We start from the raw sequence: 21,290 nt of genomic DNA, 5'->3' as shown, positions 1-21,290 counted from the left end.
ATTATAAAGTGATTTCATTTTAGAACTCGACAATCTTTTTTCAACCGCAGTAGGAGAAACCGGAATAAATCGGTTCTTGCAGCAATTTTAATCAAACGTTTGAATAGTATAGCATATAGGGAATCTAGTCGTAAGAATGTCGTATTAGGGGAATGTAAGGGTACCCCAAGTGTTTAGAAAGGACATGTGGACAGTGCTGTAGGCAGTTTGTTAACATAAAACTTACATGGGGTAGACTAATTTAATACTAAAAAACTAATCTAGTAGGTGAAACCAGTGGATCGCAAAAAGCAGCTAAAACAACAATATAAAGAAACTTCTGTTGAAGCAGGTGTTTTTCAAATAAAGAATACGATAAACAATAAAATATATCTAAGCAAGACTAAGAACTTTAAAACCTTAAACGGTATAAAATTTATGCTTGAAACCAATGGGTATACACCGAACAAAGAACTACAAAAAGAATGGAACGAGTACGGAAAAGATGCTTTCACATTCGAAATACTAGAATCATTGAAAACGAGTGATGACCCATATTATAACGAAAAAGAGGCATTAGCAGCACTTGAAGAAAAATGGCTAGAAACATTGCAACCATATGGAGAACGAGGTTATAACAAATAAGGTGAAGCATGGGGACGATTTCAATTGCCGGAAACCAATAGAACCGTCCCCTATAATGATGTACAAACAATAATTTACGTAGGGAAAATAGATGGTTATGGTATTCCCACCCACCACCAGAAGAAAACGGAGTAGATTTAACATCGTACTCCGTCACTTCCAGTTTCTTTTCAATTTAAAAACCTCTTGTATATAACCATATACCGATACTGGAGACATAATCAATTGATATCCAAGAATGAAAAATATAAAGCCTAAAATATTTTTTCTGATTCTTAAGTTTAATGCTTTAAATACAACATTCCTTTGATAGAAATAAAGAATACTATAACTAAGAAGTGTTAAGGGCAATACAAGTAATGTCATTGGGCCCACAATCCAGTTATAACCAAAAAAGGCCAAAATAAGTCCCGGAATCCAACATAGCGTATAGGTAAAATCTAAATATGGCATGAGAAGATTTATGCCTGTCAAATATTTCACATAAACTTGAGGCTGTTTCCATGGTTTTATTTCAGTTAATCCCTCAATCATGCCTCTTGCCCATCTTGCTCGTTGTCGGACAAAGTGAATAAACGTACTTGGAACTTCAGTAAAGGAAACAGCCAATGGCTCAAAATATACTTTCCATTTTTTCTGAAGCAGACGCCATGTTAAAACAATATCCTCACCTATGGCATCAGGCCAACCGCCTACTTCTTTTATGCAATTAGTTTTATAAAGACTATAAGCTCCTTGGGCTACCAATGTCCCCTGGTACAAGCCTTGAAGCCGCTTAATGGATGCAATACCTAAGAAGTAGTCCCATTCTTGGACTTTTGTCCATAAATTATCTCTGCTGTTTTTGGTTAGAACAGAACCTGCAACAGCACATACGTCTTCAGGACTGGATTTCATTCGTGCAACAAGATATCGGATAGAAGATGGATGTAGTAGAGTATCGGCATCAATCGTAATCACATAAGGAGTCTCTACCATTTCTAACGCGTGGTTTAAAGCATTGAATTTTCCGGGTTTCTCTTCATTAAGTAACTCAATTTCAGTCGTTAATTCCCTTTTAGCTTTTACAACCTCATGAACTGTTTTATCTGTTGAACCATTATTGATAACAAATACTTTTACCTTTCCTGAATAGTCTTGTTTATCAATGTAATGTAAAGTCTGAAAGATTTTGTCTTCCTCGTTATGTGCGGCTATGAGTATCGTAATCTCATCATTCGGATATTCATTCTTAAAGGCAGGCTGGCGATCGAGAATTAAGCTTATGACTAAAAAGGTATTCATATAGCCAGGGATGTAGGATATACCACCAATGATAAGCAAGGCTAGTGGAAACGATACGATTTTTGCAAGATCTTCTAACCAAGGCTGTGCTACGTAGATAGAAAAACACATCCAGATAAAAGATGCTATGTGACTAATCCAAAACTTAGTCTTTACTGATATATATTTTCCTTTAGTCGCTGTCGGTATTTGGGGGTTAATAGGACTTAATATTGGTTTCATAGAACATGTACCTTTCTTAAAAAAAGAAAAAAGTAATAAAGTTCTATAATACCATGATTTTAATCAGAAGAAATTGATGTTTTAGTGTAAACTGAGGGGGAAATTGGAAGGAACTATTATTTGTCAAGAAAAATCATTCGAAATTCGTGGTAACTTGGTTCCTTGTATATGAGATTCTCATTTCGAGGTCGACAATCTTTTTTCATCATGCAGGGTGGAATTGCCATTGTGTATTTTTTGTAACAAAAGTATCCACCCACAAGTAGATACTGTATAATTCTGTTATTAAAGATACGGTCAGGCAGGTGCTGCGCAATGGAGGAAAAAGAACAGAGTTTAGTTGATCACTTTGAAGAGTTACGGAAAAGATTGATTTTTACTGCCATCGCTTTTTTGTTATTACTTGTTTTAGGTATGGTATATGTAAAAGATATTTACCACTTTTTCATGGGGAATCTGGGGTATAAATTAATGGTCCTCGGACCAAGTGATATTATCTCGATTTACTTCCATATTGCTGCTGTAGTGGCTGTGGCGGGGACCATTCCCATCGCAGCATGGCAGATTTGGCAATTTGTCAAACCTGCTTTAAAGCTGGAGGAAAGAAGGGTTACCTTAGCATACATCCCGGCGCTTTTTTTCCTTTTTATGGGCGGACTAGCATTTGGGTACTATTTAATCTTTCCGAACATCATGAGGTTCCTGATTAAGCTCGGAAACGGCTTAGTGACGACTTCCTTTACAGCAGATAAATATTTCAGTTTTTTAATGGATATGACATTGCCTTTTGGGATAGCCTTTGAACTGCCGCTAGTCTCTATGTTCCTAACAACCTTAGGAATATTAAATCCATACAGGATTGTGAAGTTTAGAAAATTTGCGTATTTGTTTTTGGTCATCATCGCTTCCATGATTTCACCGCCGGAATTTGTTTCTCATCTTTCAGTAGCGATTCCGCTCATATTGATATATGAAATTAGTATTTTATTATCCAAAGTGGTTTACAAACGAAAGGAAGTAAATGCTGGATATATAAGCAGTTAAAAGGATCATAAAGGGGTCAGTCCCCCACTGTTTAGTGCCCTCTTTTAACGCAGTGGGGGACTGACCCTTGTCATTTATAGACTTAGAACATTATATGCTGCTAAAAATTTGCGGAATATGCGATATCCAATATAGGCTCCAGAGGTATTTAAGATCACATCATTAATATCCGTGCATCGATTAGGCATTGATAATTGGATACACTCAATTAAGATGGATAATGATAATCCCATCAAAGTGACAGTTAGTGTTCTTCTCAGTTTAGGAAATTTTAATGGTAGGAATAAACCGAAAGGAATAAACAAGACAATATTACCGCCAACATTCACTATAAAATCGGGAGATAGGGGATTACCTAAATTAATTAACGGTATGAAGTTGAGTTCTCCCTTATTCATCCCAATGCCTAAGGAAGCGTTGGGAAGCATCGTCAATCGGAATATAAAAATCAGGGAAAAAATAAACAGGATATTTATAAGTATCTTTTTTTTCATCAGAACACCTGCAAAATCTTTGATAGGAATATCTTATCATTTTAAGAGTTTTTGTGTTCGATTTTTCACATTAAAATTGGCTTAAGAGGTGTGCAGAGTATTTGTTCATTTATGAAACAAGTGCCGAATTATGAAAAAGAAGATTATCCATAAAGGGATGGATAGCAGGATACCCCAAAAACAGCCTTTACCAAAATTCCTTCCATCATCCTTTTCATTCATATGATTCACTCCATTGTGTACAAGCTTATCTTTAAAATAAACGAAGGATTAATTTTACCCATCCCAATACGGCGATCCATAATGGAATACTAAAAGATGTTCCCCACATGAATCCCACTAAAAAATTTCCCTGCTTTTCCATTATGTTCACCTCTAATGATTGTGTAGTTAAATAAAGTATATGAACCACTTGTCTTCAAAATTATCTGAAACAGAATTTAAGGTGGTTCATCTCAGACATAATTTTTATTATTCCCTAGAATGAAGAAAATTACTCTTGTGCATTGGATATTGAATTGGAAATATCGATTATTCATTAAAGGGAGTTTTTTTGTATCATTTATGAGCAATGAATGGAGTGGGGAACTAGGGGGGAAGTAATGAAAATATGGTCGAGGACCATCTGTTTGCAACTTTAGCACTACTACTATCTTATTGTAATATATTTTCGAATCAGATCATTTCCTATACAGTAAGATTCGGAAATTTGTCAATTAATTCAGCGGGTACGGGTATAGGTCTTTAGTTTAATAAATTCTCCTTAAAGAGAACTTAAAAAACAAATGACCGAAGGGGATTCATTTTATTCTTCCTGTGGGATTTGATGAGGTTGAAGTTTTTGGGAATTTCGAGAAGCTTGTGTCGGATTCATAAAACAGAGTAAGGACCCAATCGGTTTGGGTCCTTACTCTGTTTAGCATAATATATATATTGATTTAATTGACAAAGTGAATTAGAAGTTTCATCCAGCCGAAAAACGCCATCCATAATGGTATACTTAAAGAGGTGCCCCAAAATAGTCCAACTAATAGATTTCCTTGTTTGTCCATATCAACCACTCCTAGTAAAGTTGTAGATACCTATTATGTTTGCTATAGCGTTTCATTAACTATAAATGAAAACGGTTACATTTGCAATAGGATAAATTGTAGAATTAATAAAATGTTATTGTGGGATTATGGGGCTAATTGTTTGAAAAGATCGAATGGAAAGAGGAAAAAAGGATGGTTCATTTATGCTACTAAAGCATGAAAACCATCCTTCCTGAGTCTTATTGGAAATTAACCGCTATTTTCTTAACTTGGTCTTGATTTATCACAATTTGATAGTTTTTTGCTTTTAAAATATCGTCATATAATGTCTTACTTTCACCACGAATTTGTTGATAGGTTAATTGAGTTTGTGGATCAAAGTCTTTTGCAGATAACCCAAGACTCAACATATCCGATGTTGTCATATTCGTAGCCAGGACAAATTGAGGGATTGTTTTCACTAAGTCTGGTAATTTGGTAATCTTGCTTGGGCTTAATGCCGCCTTGGCAATGCCCTTTAGAGCTTCTTCTTGTGATTGTTGACGACCATATTCACCATTTTTAAGCGAATAGCGCTCGTGAACAACCTCAGTTACCATTTTTCCATCAAAAGAATAAGTACCTGCACTGATTACTTTATTCTTATTTTCCTTATACCATGGATGGGTTAAAGTTACATCAAATGGAACGTTCATGTTAATACCGCCTAATGAATCTACCATTGATTGGAAGCCCCAATAGTTCGTTTCAACATAATAATTAATCGGAACACCCATAAAATCACTTACTGCAGCCACCGCTGCTTCAACCCCTTTTTGAGTGCCTTTTTTGGCTTGCATAATGTATTGAACGCTTGTTAGTTTGGTATATCCATAGCCATCTACATGCACACGAGTGTCACGTGGAATACTTACAGCTTGGTATTTATTTTTATTTAAGTCAACATGAATGAGCATCATAGAATCGGTATGGCCCAACTTTTGACCTTTTCGTTGGTCAGAACCGATTAAAAGCACATTAAATATCGGTGTTTTTACTTGATCGGTGCTAGTTTTCTTTGCACCTACTACAGGCACGGTTGAGAAATGATTTTTTGGCTGTAATTGATAGTACTCATATCCTAAGGCAGCAATCCCTAAAACAAAGATTCCTAGAATGCTGAGGCCAAGGATCTTCCATTTTCTTTTCCCTTTTTTTTCTCTTTTCTCCATAATTTCCTCCACTGAAAAAGTATTAATTGAAATTTATAGTCATAAATACTGAGTAATCTTACTATTTTTGGAGATTGTAATCAATAAGATTATTTTGGGAAAATGCAGAATTTGTAGAATTTCTTAGATGTATAGTACTTTTGGTTGATTATTTTTTAATATTTGTAGATTTTATCAGAAGTATAGTACTTTTGGTTGAATTTTGTAAATATTTGTAGTTATTAGTTTTATATGTTTCCTATTTTTGATAGGCTTATTGATAAAATAATCCTATGAAAAGAGGCGCGTAATGAAATTAAAAGCTATCATATGTCTTTTTCAGAAAAGGCATAAGTATGACTATTATTCTGGTATCTGTATTCGGTGTGGGAGAAAGAGCAGAAGAGATTGAAGGGGATTTAGTAATTCTCCGGAGTCGAATTTAAGAGTCATTTCCTAGTTAGTATTAAGGGGAATGGCTCTTTTTTTTACTTGAAACGTCTAGTCGCAATGTGCATAGAAAATGAACTTTAAGGGTGTTACCAACATTCCCATCTCCATTGGTAATGGGAATATGGTCCAATAAATACTAGTGTGTATCAATACACACTAGTACGCATTTTCTTCCAAATCTGAAACATTAAAAAGAGCCCTCAAGGACTCCAAATTTGAACTTATTTTTAAAGATTGTGATTCCAACCAGGATCATAAATATAATCATTATTTTCATTAAACTCATCTAAGTCTTCAAACTCAATATGTTCATATTCTTCGATGTAAGATGTAATTCTTTCTGCTAACGATTTTATTATTTTTAGCATAAAATCACCTCATTTAATTTGAATGTTTGAAGTTGTCCAAAAAAGCTATGTCTTAATAATACAAATAGAATATGAAGAGTTAATGAATGGAATGTAAATCTTTTGTTAAGAACCGATGTAAAAGAGAATACCAACCATACTTAATAGACACTTAAGTTAATTTTAATCAAGCTTTAATAAATAACTCACCCATATGTAATATAGTAGAGACTAGCGTGAAAACACTCTAGCTCCACTTGATTTTTACAATAATGGGAAAAATTATATGATAGCTTGTTATTCTTTATACTTAAGCCTTTGTTTATTAAAGATTATTGAAAGAAGGTTGAAAAATGAACAATTCTGTATCGGTCACCAAGAATCAGGCCATGCAAATGTTAGCTAAAGTGCCTGAAATTACTTTCTACTTTTGGATTACGAAGCTGCTGACGACTGGAATGGGTGAAGTGGCATCCGATTATTTATTCGAAAAACTAAATCCGTTTATTTCAGCACCGCTAAGTTTGCTTATTTTTATCGTTGCCATGGTATTACAGTTTAAAGTACGCCGATATATACCATCCGTTTACTGGTTAGTTGTCATCATGGTTAGTATCTTTGGGACAATGGCTGCAGATGTGGTTCGTGTCGGATTGGGCATTCCCTACATCGTTTCAACCATTGTCTTTATAGTGGGACTCGCTGCTGTTCTTATCACTTGGTATGCGAAGGAAAAAACGCTGTCCGTACACAGCATCTTTACTCGTCGCCGTGAGATTTTTTACTGGCTCACTGTACTGGTAACCTTCGCACTCGGTACTGCTGCAGGGGATATGACCGCATCAAGCATGCACTTAGGCTACTTAACTTCAGGTTTATTATTTACGGTCATGCTTGTTATTCCAGCTTTGGGTTACCAATTCTTTGGTTTTAATGAAATTTTTGCTTTCTGGTTCGCTTATATCATGACGCGTCCAGTAGGTGCCTCGTTCTCAGATTGGTTAGCTGCGGCTCATATCCACGGGGGCTTGGGAATAGATAAAGGTTTGGTTAGTCTTGTTTTATTGATTTTTATTATTCTCCTAGTCGCGTTTCGGGGAGGTTCACCGGCAAAAGGTGTGGAAGTTTTGGATAAAGAGGAGAGAGCATCTTAGGAAATATAGGTTGATTTCAGATAAAGCCATAGCAGAAAAAACGAATAGTGGAGGGAACTTCCGGTATAACATTGCTAAGGTCGTGGTGTCATTACTATCTAAATGTTATATGAAAAAAAGACTAATCTATTTTTAACTTTGACCTATAAAATGGATAGTTTAAAAAAGGCCTTTTTATGAAGCTAGTAAATGACTCTGGTATTGGACCGGAGTCATTTTATTGAATCCCCATTAAAATTCTCTCTTACAACTCTGTTCTTAAAGTCAGGCGTATATGAAATATAACGTTCTGACACATGGTCCAGATTGGGATTCCTAGTCAAATGGCTTAATCTGAAATTCGTTAAATATAACCTTCCTCCGATTATATCCTTTAAATGATTATTAACAGTTATTAATCGAGAGGACACAAAAAGACCGAAAAATGTACTCCATATAGGGCTGTTGATACACTAATAGGAAATTTGAAAGCCTGTGTAGAATTTTATTCTATACAGGCTTTTTGATTGAGATTTTCTTATGATGGGTGTAAAAATGACTATCAAAAACGAGATAGCTTTCATTAAAAATTTCTTTTTATAAAATTCTTTTTTATCCTCGGTTAAATTACTAATGTTATTTCCAATTGTTTTAACTTCGTCCGCTATAAGTTGAGTACTTTTACTTGCTAAACCATTGTCCGAATCATCAAGGTCATTGGTTGTTTTCTCAATAATGTCTAATGGAAAGAAATATGAATTTTAGAACTAACCCAGGAGGGGTAAGCATTGTAATCTCTACGCTTGTTTGTAAGAATGGGTTTCCAATTATTTTAGGGCGGATATAAGAAAAGTACACTAATAAGAGCAAAAAAACTATTAATATACATAATTAGAGGAAATTCGGTCGTCCTATTATGGTCGTCCTTTTTTAAAATTAAATCCACAATGCAAAAAAAGACAAGGACCTTGTTTTATGAATTTAAAATTGTTTTCAGCTAGAGGGTATCTGTATAATTACGGACTGAAATAAATACAATCTTCAAGAATACAGATAAAATATCACCGTAAAAAGGGGAATATAGTTATAATGGTAAAAAATACATAGTCTATTATTCCTGTGTTTCGGGGGCCATCCTTAAAAAAGTAAATGAAGAAAGGTTTACTTAGGGTTCTTTGAATGAGTATTAAAAGTCTTCGATTTAACCTACTTCTAGGAGGTATTGCAAAATGAGCAAACTTAATGATTTATTATTAAAACGTAACCAAATATTTACCACTATAAGAGACATAGAAGAGAAGTATGAAGGAATTGAAAATGAAAATAATGCCAGAAAAATTCATGAACTTAATCTTCAACAGGCAAATTTGTATGAAGAAAAATCAATGTTAGTCAAAAAAATTCATAATTTAGAAGTTGAGATTAATAAATTGAATGATGAAATCAGAACCCTTTCAGGGATAGGAACTGGAACTAATCGTATACTGGAAGCAATCCAAGAACAAAGATGGTATTTTTTTAAGAATAAGCCCAAAGTTTTAATGGATCGGGATACTGGAATACTATGGGCAAACTTAGATTACTTTAAATACGCAAAAGAAAATGGTGAAGAGTATACCGGTTTTCAGGCAGAAAATCTATTAGAAACAACAGCGCTTGATAATTTCACTGGCTGGAGGGTTCCTACCGCCCTTGAACTTTGGAATATGATTTCAGATAAATCATTCCCTTTTATAAGAGGAAATAACTGGAGAATAAATAGTGAAGATTACTGGCTTGTTAACTATGAAAATCGCATCCAAAAAAAAGATTTAGATCAGCAAGGTGCGACAAATAATATTGCAATTGGAAGTGGATGTCTCCTCCCTTGCAGTTCTTGTTTAGTACCCGAGGATTATGTAAACCATGTTTCTAATAAGAACAAAGTTTATACTAAAACAGAACGTGCACAATTTACACTAAACCTTTTTGTCGGAAACGGTTTGGAACCTAATTTTTTTGATAGTGAAATAACAGGACTTTTTAGAAAAATTTACATCGAAAAGCCATCTTTGATTGAAGAATTGAATTACTTTGAAAATGAAATTATGAGCTTACAGGAGGAAGTATTGCTATCATCTTCATTTGACTATCTGCAAATACTTTCGAAATATGATGTTCCAAATATAGACTTCTCAGTTATTAAATACCATGAGGCAGTTATTTCTGTGTTAGATGAATTGATGGAAAGGCTTAGTTACTACGAGGAAGTGAAAAGTGAAATTATTCGTGATTTTAATATTATAAGTCTGAAGCTTTCCAAGAAATATGCTGTAAACCCTAATTTTACTGATGAAGAAAATGAGCTATTTAAAAACAGGCAAGCATACGTTAAAAGACATTTTGAGCTTAGTATGAACAGTACGAAAGATAAACTTTTAGCTATAAAAAATCAGGCAGAAGATATTGGTGTTCGAATAGAGGGAATTAGCAGCAGGATGAATGCCCTTAAGGAACTTGCAGTTTTAGAAAAAGAAGAAAGGGCAAGCTTTTCATTTATCGTGGAATATGCAGTTTCAATGATTATAAAAGCATTAAAAAAGATTGAGTTCTTTGAAGGGAATAAAATATATGCATCCAATATTATCAATAACTGGGAAGCATGGAGTGGAAATTACAAAACCTTTAAAACCAAATTAATGGATGATTTTAAAACTGCATGTGACGATGATGGAATAGAAAGTGATACATATAATCCGTGGTTTAATGAATGGCAAAAGAAACGATTTACGATTGAGGGAAGGTTTTTGCCGCTTATTGATTATAGCTTGAAAGGCAACCTTACAAATATAACCGAAGAAGGTTTGACTGAGGTTGATGTAATTCTTGGACTACTAGAGGAGTATAAAGAAGGATTAGATAAGTTTTATATTGAAGAAAGGAAAGCAATCCATACAAAGTGTTTCTTCCTAGTTGCTGGGGAATTGCAGGAAAAGTTTGAGGTGGAAAGTGTCCTTTACGCTCTAGGGTATCACTTTCAAAAAGAGTTGAAAGATATTATTTTTGGCCTTGATCGGGTGGAAGACCGTCTGTTTTTACTGGAATGGGCTGATAGTTTGCTTGATTTGCAAGTCGAAGAAATACTTAACTTTGTTACAGATAAAGAAATTACGAAAATCTCCTTAGACGTCCTTACTGATTTCGCTGACCTTAAACGAAAGAATTTTGATGTCTATATTTCGGATATCAAAGCATACAGTGAAGAGTTACAGAGGCGTGAAAAAGAATATAACGGACTTGTATTTAGGATGAGAAAGGAATTGGTTAAGCAATGAGCTTTAGACTGACTCCTGCTTATGAGCATCTAAAAGCTAAAGAACCAGAAGAAATATGGATTTTCACAACTCCAAGTCGAGCTGACCATATTAGGGTTTCAAGAGGATTGTATAACCACCATGGAGTTTATATTTCCCATGATGAGGTAATCCATTTTACTGGCGAGGATGCAGATAATATTCTTGATTGGTCGAAAAATGAGGTGATCAAGACTAATCTAGAGGCTTTTTTACAGGGGGGTACCTTAGAAGTCAAGGAATATACACAAGAAGAACTGAACGACCTTTATCCTGTTGAACATATAGTTCATTTTGCTAGGGCCTGCTTGGGTGACAGGGGGTACAACTTGATTATTAATAACTGTGAGCATTTTGCCAATATGTGTACCTTAGGGCGATTTCGTAGTAAGCAGGTTGAAAGAATATTTGGCATTTTAATAAACGGCGGAAAGCCGATGCAAGGGAGAAAGAGTTATATGGGCCTTTTTGGAAGATTAGGAGACGCGTGGAATGCCTTGTGGGGTAACGGCAATTCAGGAAGAAGTGGAAGCAGTGGAAGAAATAGTACGGCCACTACTCATACATACACATACGAACCGGACAAGGTAAAAATTGCTGAGATTGAGGCAGATACGAAAATTAGGTTGGTTAATAAAGAAAACGAGCGTATAGAGCTTATGAAAAATGCTCACCTAGACATTTTAGAATTTGAATTGAAATCGAACATGGCAATTGAGGAGGCTAAAGCAAGAGGGTTTAATCATATGGCCCAGACGTTTGTGGCTATGCAGGAAAAAATAAAAGAAATCTCAGAGAAAAGGCTAATCCTTATACAAAGCGCTTCTATGCAAATTGTGAAGGATATGGAAACTTTTTATCAGGAACTTACCGAGCGGGTCAATGCTGAAAATGCTAAATATACTACTGATAAATTTCCTATGCTTCTATCATTGCTTGAACAGTACGAACCCGGTACAGCTGCACATGAGCTGTACCAAAAAAGGATTCAAGATGACATGGCCCTACAAGTAAAACATTCTTATTTACAAATAGAATCGATAATGAAACGTCAGGAAGAAATAGTAAACAGTCTTCTTAAGGACAGAGAAACAATTATCCAGCAAAACGGCCAGATTACAGTAGGTCTATTACAAAACTTATCTAATGATTTTAAAGAACAGTTTGCATTGGAGGATAAAAAAATAGTTGAGTCACAGCTAAAAGAGACCAGAGCTAGGCTTTTAGAAAATACTAAAGCTTAAACTAGTGGCTAAGAGAATTATATTAATTTATTTTAAGTAGGTGAAATTTTTATGGAGATAACTAATACTTATATAATCCAAATTGATTGGGACGGCTCCTATACGTTAAACGATCTAACAAAGTTAATGAACGAAGAAACCGATTATGGTATTTATCAAATATACGGTAAACACCCGATTTATGGTAGTGATGTATTATTGTATATTGGTAAGGCTGATTACCAAACACTAGGTAAAAGGATTTCTCAAGAAAGTTGGCTTTACAACAATGACTCCAAAAATACAAAAATATATGTTGGAAGGTTACATGGGCAACAAACTCCAACAGAAGAACAATGGTCTAAAGAAATTGATTTAGCTGAACGTTTATTAATCTATGTTCACAAGCCTGCGTTTAATTCAAGAAGTATATCTTCCCTTCCAGATTCAGAGATGCAGAATATTCATATTCTAAATTGGGGGCACCACAGAGATCTTTTCCCTGAGATTTCTGGATTACGATGGTCAAGTAAGTTAGACATTTACAGTTATGAAACTTACAAGTGGGCAGTACATTAAAAGAGTCATGAGAAGGTAAGTATTAAATTTTTTGATTCTTATTTGAAGTTAATTTTCTATCTGTGGCATTTTTCTTGGTAAGCCTGTTTCATTACTCATCTACTCTAGAAAACGGGTAGTGACCATCCGTTTTGTGGCTGTATAAAGCTTTTTCTATTCTATATGTGAATGGATGAGTCGGAACCCATCCATTTTTGGTTCGGATACATAGTCTGCAGTATAGAACGGTTTATCAGTCTTATTGAGTAGAATTGGGCTAAAAAACATACTTATCACCTTCAATATATGATACTACCAAAAAAGTTTATGCGAATTAGGTGGTTAAATCCATTAAATAGATAAAGGTATTTATAGGTCTAAGCGGAATCATTCAAGTAATTTTGATTATGGATACAGAAACTGTTGCAATGGCAGCGAATACAACTTGTAGGTTCAATCTATATGTAATAGAAGGATCTATAGAAAAGTACGAATTGATGAATATTATTGAAAAACAAGAGGTAAAGATAGGAATTATATAGGAAAAGTTATTATCGAAAAACATCCTCAAGGAAAAAAGAATCATTAATGATTGAAGAGATTAATAAAATCTTAGAATATAGTAGGAATTATGACATAAATAGAATTGCATTCCAAAATAATTTGAAAATTTACCTTAACCATGCATTTTAACAGCGAGACAAATAACTTAAGAAAGGGGAATAAGGATGCATATTCTTTCTGAAAAAGAGCTGGAGGATATTTTAGTAATTCACCCAGAATTAATTGAAGACGGCTTAACATTGCTTGATAGGCAGGCGCAATTGGAATCAAGGAGAACAGATTTAACTTTTTTTGATAAGGATAAAAATATTTTATTGGTTGAGCTAAAAAAAGACATAGTGACCTTAGAAAATGTTGAACAAATTACAGATTATGTTAAGAGACTAAAAGGGAAAGTAAATAAACGAATTAGGGGGATGTTAATTGGTCAGGAAATACCTCAACTAATTCAAGACATATGTAAACAAAGTAATATTGAATGGAAAGAGATAACAATGCAATCGCTCTTCCATTTTCTTCAAAACGAAGATCAGGATTTATATAAATCTATTTTTATTAAGGGAAAACTACACAAAAAAGCAATTTCTATACCTAAAATGAGCTTTCAAGAATATTTAAATGAGACTTCCCCCTTTGGTGTCCCATATTCTTCTTATCAATTTTTTAAGCCCGTTGATGCCAGTCCTGAATTAAGTGATGATAGCCAGAACAATCAAAGAGTTGCTGATGCTTTTAATAAGTTGATCATGGGACTAAATTTTAATCGCTCGTTATTTCGTCAACAAATCAAAATCACAAGAAATCAGGAACAACCTCCTAAATGGAATGAAAACGGGAATGGATCATGGCAGGGGTTTGTTATTCCATATACTCTATCATCAGCAGATTTCCCGAATGGTTTACCTTGTGAGGTATACTTGGGAACAATAGGTTACCGTGGAAATAAGACTACTTTTGCTGATGAAAAGTCCAGGTTTATCGTAGTGAAAGTAGGAACTAGGACTAACCAAATGACAACACAGTATGGTTTTCATAAGTACCTTAGGACTGATAAAAAAGCACTCCTTCCCTTTTACGAGCTGAAATTTAATTCGAAGGGGTTGCCAAAAGATTTATGGGACTCAATGTATGAGACTCTAAATAATTACGGATATTTTGTAAAGGACTCTGCCGATAAGAAATCATCAAAGATATTATGGATAGGGGATATTGCTTTGGATGATCTTTATGTAGAAGAAAAGATAAGTAATCTGCTAGAAGCCCTTTTTGCTCTAACAATAGTAAAAGCACATTATAAGGGGATTGAAAAAGGACTAAATTTTAATGTCCTTAAGAATTAAAATGAACCTAATGTGAAAAACGATGGGTAATTCCATTTGCTTTTGATGGGAATAATGACAAATATTCATAATACCGTTTAAAAGGAATTAATAATTTTGTTAAGAGCTCTTCTTTTAAAATTTTTTGTGCTCTTTTGAACGACGTTCCATGTTGGGGTGAGTATGAACCTAACCAGAAGCGAAAAGGGAAGGTGCAAGTTCTTCCGATACTTGGATAAAGTTTCATGAATTTTGGGATTTAATGAATTTATTTCTAACTTGTAGAGGATCTGAGGAAGTGGAGATTGCCTAAGCTTAAAAAGAGTCAGTGGCAAATGTTTTTTTTACATATAGATTCGACTAATATTTTTCGTGTTAAGATTTTTTTATTAAGAAAAAGAGGTTATTAGTAGGACAACCTTTTCAGACCCGCTTTTATATATAAATACTGGATGCCCTCAAGGATTGTTCTCGGACAGACTTGAGGGCTATTTTTAACAATTAAGAGGGGATAGTAAAGTAAAAACAATCGAACTAAGCATTGAATAAGAGCTTTTTGTTTAGGATTAATTGCGGTGAACCTTACCAAAAATAGAGGCGTTTTTTTTACTTTAATTTCCGTGAACCGTACCATAAGTAAATGAGGTTTTTTCCGAAAATAGTAACAGCACCTTCTCTAAATGGTAGAAGAGGTGCTGTTTTGATGTTTGGATGATTAGATGAATTTGTATCACGAATGCTTGTTTTTGCTTCGATAGTAATTCTAGTTTTTTTCTTATTCTGTTTTTTTATCGAATATTGCAAAAAGGCTTTTCATTAACTGTTGGATATAAATATTTAGCTTATTTTTATAAGTCTGCTTTTACCATATTACACTTTTTATCAAGTAATTGCAGATTATTTGGGATGGTCAATCCACCTTTTGACATCGGCTTGATATGATCTATATGAAACATAAAACGGTGTGGACTTGTGTAACCACATTCTGCACAAATATAAAATCCATTAGGAAGTTGAGATTTTTCAAATACGGTGTTACGAAGTGCTAAATAGTGATTGTAATCATGTATTCGAATCTCCTGTAAAGTAAGCTTTTCAAAACTACGTTGCTCCCCTACACTTTTAGGTTTTTCACTTGTTTGTGGGTGTTGTATTTTTAAAATTTCATTATCAACACATTTCGCAAAAAAGTAAAATTCTTTAGCAAAGTAAATTTGTAAAAACTGATTTCGTTGCCATTCTGCTTGTAAAAAATTTGCTTTCTTTTGAGCTCCCATATCCTCATCCCAAATCGTTTGAGCAATTTGCTGGACATCAATTTCTTGCCGCTCTTCAAATCTCAATAAGGCTGGTACACTTTCTGTTAATGCATAGTAATTTAGTAAGTTCTCAATATCTTGACGCTCATAGTTAGGCAAGTATGGGGGATTATTAAAGTAATTATCTAGCACGATATTAGTTAATACCGATAATTCATTATTTGTTAAATACTCATTCTTTATCTGTTCTGCTGCAAATAAATTTGGCAATGCTTCTAAAAAGTATTTATAACTTTTCTCAGTACTTTCGAATACTAGTACTTCACAATGGCGTGATCTATTTTCATCTTCATCTTGTAAGAGCAACTCAAAAGCGAAAACGCCTACCGGGACAGATTCCATAAATTTTATATCATCAAAATCACTATGTTCGGCTGTTTTTAGTAATTCCTCAACTAATTTCCCAATCATTTTAATAGAAATAATTTCAGTAATTGCCTTATTAGATTTATCAGTTGGTTTATCATCTATTTCTGTTGAAGCTACTAGCGAACGTGGATTCTCCCAAGCAATTAAATTAGACCATTCATCTATAAAACTTACAATATAGGCATCCTTTGTCCCGCCTGCTCTTGGTCCGCGTAGAGCACGCCCAATCATTTGTGTCATTAATATTTTGCTTATCGTAGGTCGTGTTAAAAATAAGGTTTGTACGTTGGGTAAGTCGGTACCTTCCGTTAATATATTCACATTTATTAGTACTTGTAATTTGCCCTCGCGGAAATTCTGAATATGCTTTGCATTATGTTCATTTGCTACAGTGGCACCAGTCATTTCATCTGTTAATCCGGAAATAACATATTCAGCGCAAATATTGTATTGTTGAAATAGTTTACTTAAAGCAACTGCTTGAATTTGGTTGATGGCAAAAATTAATGTTTGACCATATTTAGCTTTATTGTCTATATAATGCTTTACAATCACACGATTACGTTCACTACTTTCAGCAATTGTTTTCGCAATATTTTCAGGTAATTGATCGAATTGAGCAATAGTTTGAATTTCCTTATTCGATAATTTTGTCTTTAAGTCTAATTTTGTTTCAATATCCAAAAAATGAGGTTCAGCCAATATACCTCGTGTAATCAGTTCTTTTAAATCAATTTTATATAAAATATCATCTTTAAATAGCGTTTTCATATATCCTTGTTCTTGTTCAAATGTCCTGAACGGTGTAGCAGTTAATCCGAGTAATGTTACGTTTTTTACTGTATCTTTCACGCATTGAATTAATCGACGATACGTTTTAGCAGGTGCGTGATGTGCCTCATCAATTACTAGCATCACATCATCAGTATGTTGTAACCATTGTGTTTTTAAGTAGTTTTCACCTTTAATCAAGCTATCCTTACCTGCAATTAACAATTCATCTGTTGGTTGGATATGTAGAGGACGGTCATGTTTGCCTGATAAAATGCGGTAGCTATATGTATCTCGCCTTGTTAGCAAATTTTTATATGAGGTTTGCTCAAATTCTCTATATGCTTGATTTAATAATTCATGGCGATGCGCAACCCATAACACCTTTTTACCTTCATTTATAGCTGCTTGTAAAATAAACTGTACGGCTGTACTTGTTTTTCCGCCACCTGTTGGAAGTACTAGCAAACCGTCAAACGAACCGTTTTTTTTAAGTTTTTTATGTAAGTCACTTAGCGCTTGTTGTTGATGAGGATACAAGCTGCGAGGATTACTACCTTGACTAACAATGATTTGGCCTGCATGAGCATTGGTTACAACTTTTTTAGTCTTTGTTGGTGCTAGGGGCTTTTTTTCAATTGCCTTTCGTGAAAAAGCAATACGTTGTTTTAAGTCCACATTTTTGAAACTCTCTATCCCATTGGGGAGCTTCATTTCAATACTGTACTCTTCCAATGCCTCATTTAGTTCACGAACTAATTTATCACTGCGTTTTTTTGCACCGCACTTCTTAAGAATAGAATTACCTGTCATCCAGTTTGTATCTTTTTTTCCTTGGTCAATACGTGTATCTAAAAAGGCTACAACATCTTTGATTGATTTCATATGATCGTCTCCGTATCAAATTGGAACTTGTTATACTTATTATAAACAAATTATAAATTTTGTTAAATTTTAAAAAATTGTGTAATAACTTTAAATTAGACTAAATAAAGCATTCTATTGAAAGGCTGTCGAAAAGAATTTCGTCAGCCTCATATATATATATGAGCCTCATTTAGATGCGTCGCGGTGAACCGTATCATAAGTAAATGCGGTTTTTAGAAATAAATCATTGGAATTAAGCATTCAAATAGCAACAACGTTTCTATTCAACGTGCGAATTTCCAGCAGGTTATTCGGCATGAACAATGACAAGTCCGGTGAACTGTTTAAACAGAGAAGGAAGGACGGGGTTTCCCCGTCCTTCCTTCTCGTCATAAAAAATTCTTCTTTGATCCAATTAATTTTTATTTAAGCCCTTGCCTGCTTTTTCGGGATATGGTGCGTGTCCTCTTGTGGCTTTCCAAATTTGTCGGTTCAACTCTTCTTGGTTTGCAGTATCCGGCTTTGAAAAATCCAATTGAGATGAAGGCGCAGCCGTTGTTGACTGTTGGACATTAGCATTTGCAGCAGGCTGTGTCTTCTGTTCATCAGAAGTTAAATTAGCAGGTGCCGGCTGTCCATTCTTCCAATCAACTGGATAATTTTCTTGTTCCGCATCAAATGGATTAGAGTTTGGTTGAGCGGTGAAAGAATTTAACATCGGTACGGCAGAAGCATCAAATAGAGACATTGGCTTTATTCCCAAAATCAACTCCATTGTACGAAGCATGGAGTCTTGATCATAGAACGTGCTGTCTACAGTTCCCTTTTGCGTATAAGGGCTGATCACTAAAGCTTCAGTACGGTGTGCATCGACATGGTCGGGGCCTGCTTGCGCGTCATCTTCCATGACGAAGATAGCTGTATCTTTCCAATATTGAGAATGGCTCACCGTTTCAACAAGCTTACCGAGGGCTAAATCATTTTGTGCCACCATTGCTTGAGGAGTATCATATCCCGGTGCTGTACCAGCTGTATGGTCATTTGGAAGATAAACCATTTCAAGCTGCGGTAAGTTTCCACTCTTTTTAAATTGTTTAAATTCCTTCTCCCATTCGTTGTAACGGGTCATATCAGAGATGGATAAATCCCATCCAGGGTAGTTTGGATCATAATTATCTCCAATACCCGGATCATCCGGAACCCACTTTCCATCAGCTGGAGATTCCCAATAATTGATGTATTCACCGTAGTCACGGAAGGATACACCATACTTTTTGGCATTGTCCCATAAATATCCTTCCTCAGGTTTAAGGGCAGGTTTATCCACTCCATACCCCTTACGTCCGGAATAATCCGGCAGCCATGTTTTTTCTGAGTAGTCATTCGATTTACCTGATATTGCCCATTGGTGTCCTGGGTCGCTGACTTCTGCATCTGTATAGAAGTTATCAAGTGTAACAAATTGATTGGCTAGTTTATGAATGTTCGGTGTAAGGTTCTTTCCGAACTCGGTTAAACTTTTATCGCCGTTTCCTTTTCCTAAATCTCCAAATACTTGATCATAGGTTCGGTTTTCTTTAATGACATAAATAACATGTTTAATAGGGGATTTTTGACCGTAAGCCCTTGGTATTGGGAAATCATTTCCATCATTTTGATTACCAAACCAGCTATTTCCTTTAATCGGGTTCAGTGGGTTATTTTGTTCAACCTGTTTGGTGTAATCCTTCAACTGCTTTTGATTTGGTACATCTATTAATGACATTGTCCCCTGCATCATGCTGCCGATATACTGACCTTGAGCGTTCGGGCCTGCTCCGAGACCTTTGGCGTTAAGGACCATAATCTTATTTCCGTTCGTATAAACACCGGATGGATACCAAGCGGTCGGAATAAGACCGCTGACTTGAGCTTCTCTGGTGCCATTTCCAATATCAATAACGGCAATCGCATCTGTCCCGGCATTAGCTACATAAAGAGTTTTTCCATTTGGGCTAAATGTCAGGGCAACAGGCTGGCTTCCCAGTGCTGCATCTTTATTGGCAGAAACAGAGATGGTTTGAACAACCGCTCTTTCCTTAGGATTGATGACAGAAATGGTGTCTCTGTCCGAATCCGATACATAAATCAATCCAGTTGCCGGATTTTCCGCAATCGCATTTGGATGCAATCCAACCGGAATCCTTTTCACAACGGTTAAATCCTTGGGATCTAACACCGTCACAGTGTCTTCGCCCCAGTTGGAGACATAAATAGCACTGCCATCCTTTGTAATTTGTGCGGTATACGGGTCCGCACCAACAGACGCAGTAGCAATTATTTGCCCAGAGGTCAGATCAATTTTTGATATTGAATTGGCTTCATTATTAGCGGTATAAAGGAACTTCCCGTCCGGAGAAACGGAGATTCCCATTGGAGTCTTAATGCTTGGGTTGTTCATAAGAATTGGCGATTGTTCTGTAAGCGTACCATTGTTAAAACTGAATACACGGATTTTATTGTTCCCGCCTGCAGATGCATAGAATGTCTTACCATCCGGGCTAAACCCCGTACCGTAATATAAACCCTCTCCATTGGTGTAAGGAATCGTCTGCACGACCTTTTGATTTTGCAAATCTACGACTTGTAATGACTGAGTGCCTTGTCCATCATTAGACACGACCAAATAACGGTGATCTGGACTAATTGAACCACCCATCGGAAAGTCACCCAATGTAATCTGTTTACCTGCTGGTGTAAGGGTCCAACCATGTGGAGTCACACCTGTACCATCAGCCTTCGGGCCCGCTGTGGTAAATGAATAGGCCATAGCTGTACCAGTACCCAACAATGAAGTCGCCAACACAGCAGCTGCTATCTTTTTCTTCATCTTCATTCCTATTTTCTCCCCTTAAAATATATGTATTTCTTTCACATCAATCCTACCAGAACAATGTAAATCCTCTGTTAAAATAGTATAAAATTGGGGTTTGGGGAGAAATGGATCATTTTAGTAGGACATTTTCCTGCAAATTTACTAGTTTTAAAATAATTAAACTTGAATGTCTATAGAAATGAGGTTTGAACGATATACGGAATGAAAGCAGAATTCAAACTATAGTCCCTATTATTTTTTTAAACCTGTTTATAATCTTAACGATAAA

General features: G+C 35.2%; 13 protein-coding genes. 7 read left to right on the top strand and 6 right to left on the bottom strand.

The window, feature by feature from the left end:
* The first annotated feature begins 276 nt into the window (after positions 1 to 276).
* Entirely contained in the window at positions 277 to 624 is a 348-nt protein-coding gene (locus JOC76_RS09400) for a GIY-YIG nuclease family protein (RefSeq protein WP_205177348.1), read from the top strand.
* A 153-nt stretch (positions 625 to 777) separates the two neighbouring features.
* On the opposite strand, the gene JOC76_RS09395 is transcribed toward JOC76_RS09400, so the two are convergent.
* Positions 778 to 2,130, bottom strand: coding sequence for a glycosyltransferase family 2 protein (locus JOC76_RS09395; RefSeq protein WP_205177347.1), 1,353 nt, complete (start codon positions 2,128 to 2,130; stop codon positions 778 to 780).
* A gap of 315 nt (positions 2,131 to 2,445) precedes the next feature.
* On the opposite strand from JOC76_RS09395, the gene tatC reads away from it, so the two are divergent.
* Positions 2,446 to 3,174, top strand: coding sequence for a twin-arginine translocase subunit TatC (gene tatC / locus JOC76_RS09390; protein WP_205177346.1), 729 nt, complete (start codon positions 2,446 to 2,448; stop codon positions 3,172 to 3,174).
* A gap of 74 nt (positions 3,175 to 3,248) precedes the next feature.
* Here tatC and JOC76_RS09385 read toward each other — a convergent pair whose 3' ends face one another.
* The 3 genes from JOC76_RS09385 to JOC76_RS09375 all read right to left on the bottom strand — a co-directional run bounded on the left by JOC76_RS09385 (position 3,249) and on the right by JOC76_RS09375 (position 6,713).
* Complete coding sequence (locus tag JOC76_RS09385) at positions 3,249 to 3,668, bottom strand: VanZ family protein (RefSeq protein ID WP_205177345.1); 420 nt, start codon at positions 3,666 to 3,668, stop codon at positions 3,249 to 3,251.
* A gap of 1,273 nt (positions 3,669 to 4,941) precedes the next feature.
* A complete protein-coding gene (locus JOC76_RS09380; RefSeq protein WP_205177344.1) occupies positions 4,942 to 5,913 on the bottom strand; it encodes an LCP family protein in 972 nt (323 codons plus the stop codon).
* A 659-nt stretch (positions 5,914 to 6,572) separates the two neighbouring features.
* Positions 6,573 to 6,713, bottom strand: a complete 141-nt coding sequence (locus tag JOC76_RS09375; protein WP_205177343.1) for a hypothetical protein — start codon at positions 6,711 to 6,713, stop codon at positions 6,573 to 6,575.
* Positions 6,714 to 7,045: 332 nt separating this feature from the next.
* On the opposite strand from JOC76_RS09375, the gene JOC76_RS09370 reads away from it, so the two are divergent.
* The 5 genes from JOC76_RS09370 (at position 7,046) to JOC76_RS09350 (ending at position 14,842) form a co-directional block, all read left to right on the top strand.
* A complete protein-coding gene (locus tag JOC76_RS09370) occupies positions 7,046 to 7,846 on the top strand; it encodes a COG4705 family protein (protein WP_239557649.1) in 801 nt (266 codons plus the stop codon).
* 1,346 nt (positions 7,847 to 9,192) lie between these two features.
* Entirely contained in the window at positions 9,193 to 11,139 is a 1,947-nt protein-coding gene (locus tag JOC76_RS09365) for a hypothetical protein (protein ID WP_205177342.1), read from the top strand.
* A complete protein-coding gene (locus JOC76_RS09360) occupies positions 11,136 to 12,401 on the top strand; it encodes a lecithin retinol acyltransferase family protein (protein ID WP_205177341.1) in 1,266 nt (421 codons plus the stop codon). Before JOC76_RS09365 ends, JOC76_RS09360 begins: the two co-directional genes overlap by 4 nt.
* Before the next feature lie 51 nt (positions 12,402 to 12,452).
* Positions 12,453 to 12,959: a GIY-YIG nuclease family protein gene (locus JOC76_RS09355; RefSeq protein ID WP_205177340.1), complete on the top strand. Its 507-nt coding sequence runs from the start codon at positions 12,453 to 12,455 to the stop codon at positions 12,957 to 12,959.
* Between the two features lie 707 nt (positions 12,960 to 13,666).
* Complete coding sequence (locus JOC76_RS09350; protein ID WP_205177339.1) at positions 13,667 to 14,842, top strand: endonuclease NucS domain-containing protein; 1,176 nt, start codon at positions 13,667 to 13,669, stop codon at positions 14,840 to 14,842.
* Between the two features lie 827 nt (positions 14,843 to 15,669).
* Here JOC76_RS09350 and JOC76_RS09345 read toward each other — a convergent pair.
* Positions 15,670 to 18,165 carry a DEAD/DEAH box helicase family protein gene (locus JOC76_RS09345; RefSeq protein ID WP_205177338.1) on the bottom strand — a complete coding sequence of 832 codons (2,496 nt, stop codon included), beginning with the start codon at positions 18,163 to 18,165 and terminating at the stop codon, positions 15,670 to 15,672.
* Between the two features lie 397 nt (positions 18,166 to 18,562).
* Entirely contained in the window at positions 18,563 to 21,022 is a 2,460-nt protein-coding gene (locus JOC76_RS09340) for a bifunctional YncE family protein/alkaline phosphatase family protein (RefSeq protein WP_205177337.1), read from the bottom strand.
* Positions 21,023 to 21,290: the final 268 nt, after the last annotated feature.

It is taken from the genome of Neobacillus cucumis, assembly GCF_016908975.1.
Lineage (GTDB): Bacteria > Bacillota > Bacilli > Bacillales > Cytobacillaceae > Neobacillus > Neobacillus cucumis.
The sequence above is the reverse complement of the archived record's forward strand: the minus strand, read 5'-3'. Positions and strand labels throughout refer to the sequence as shown.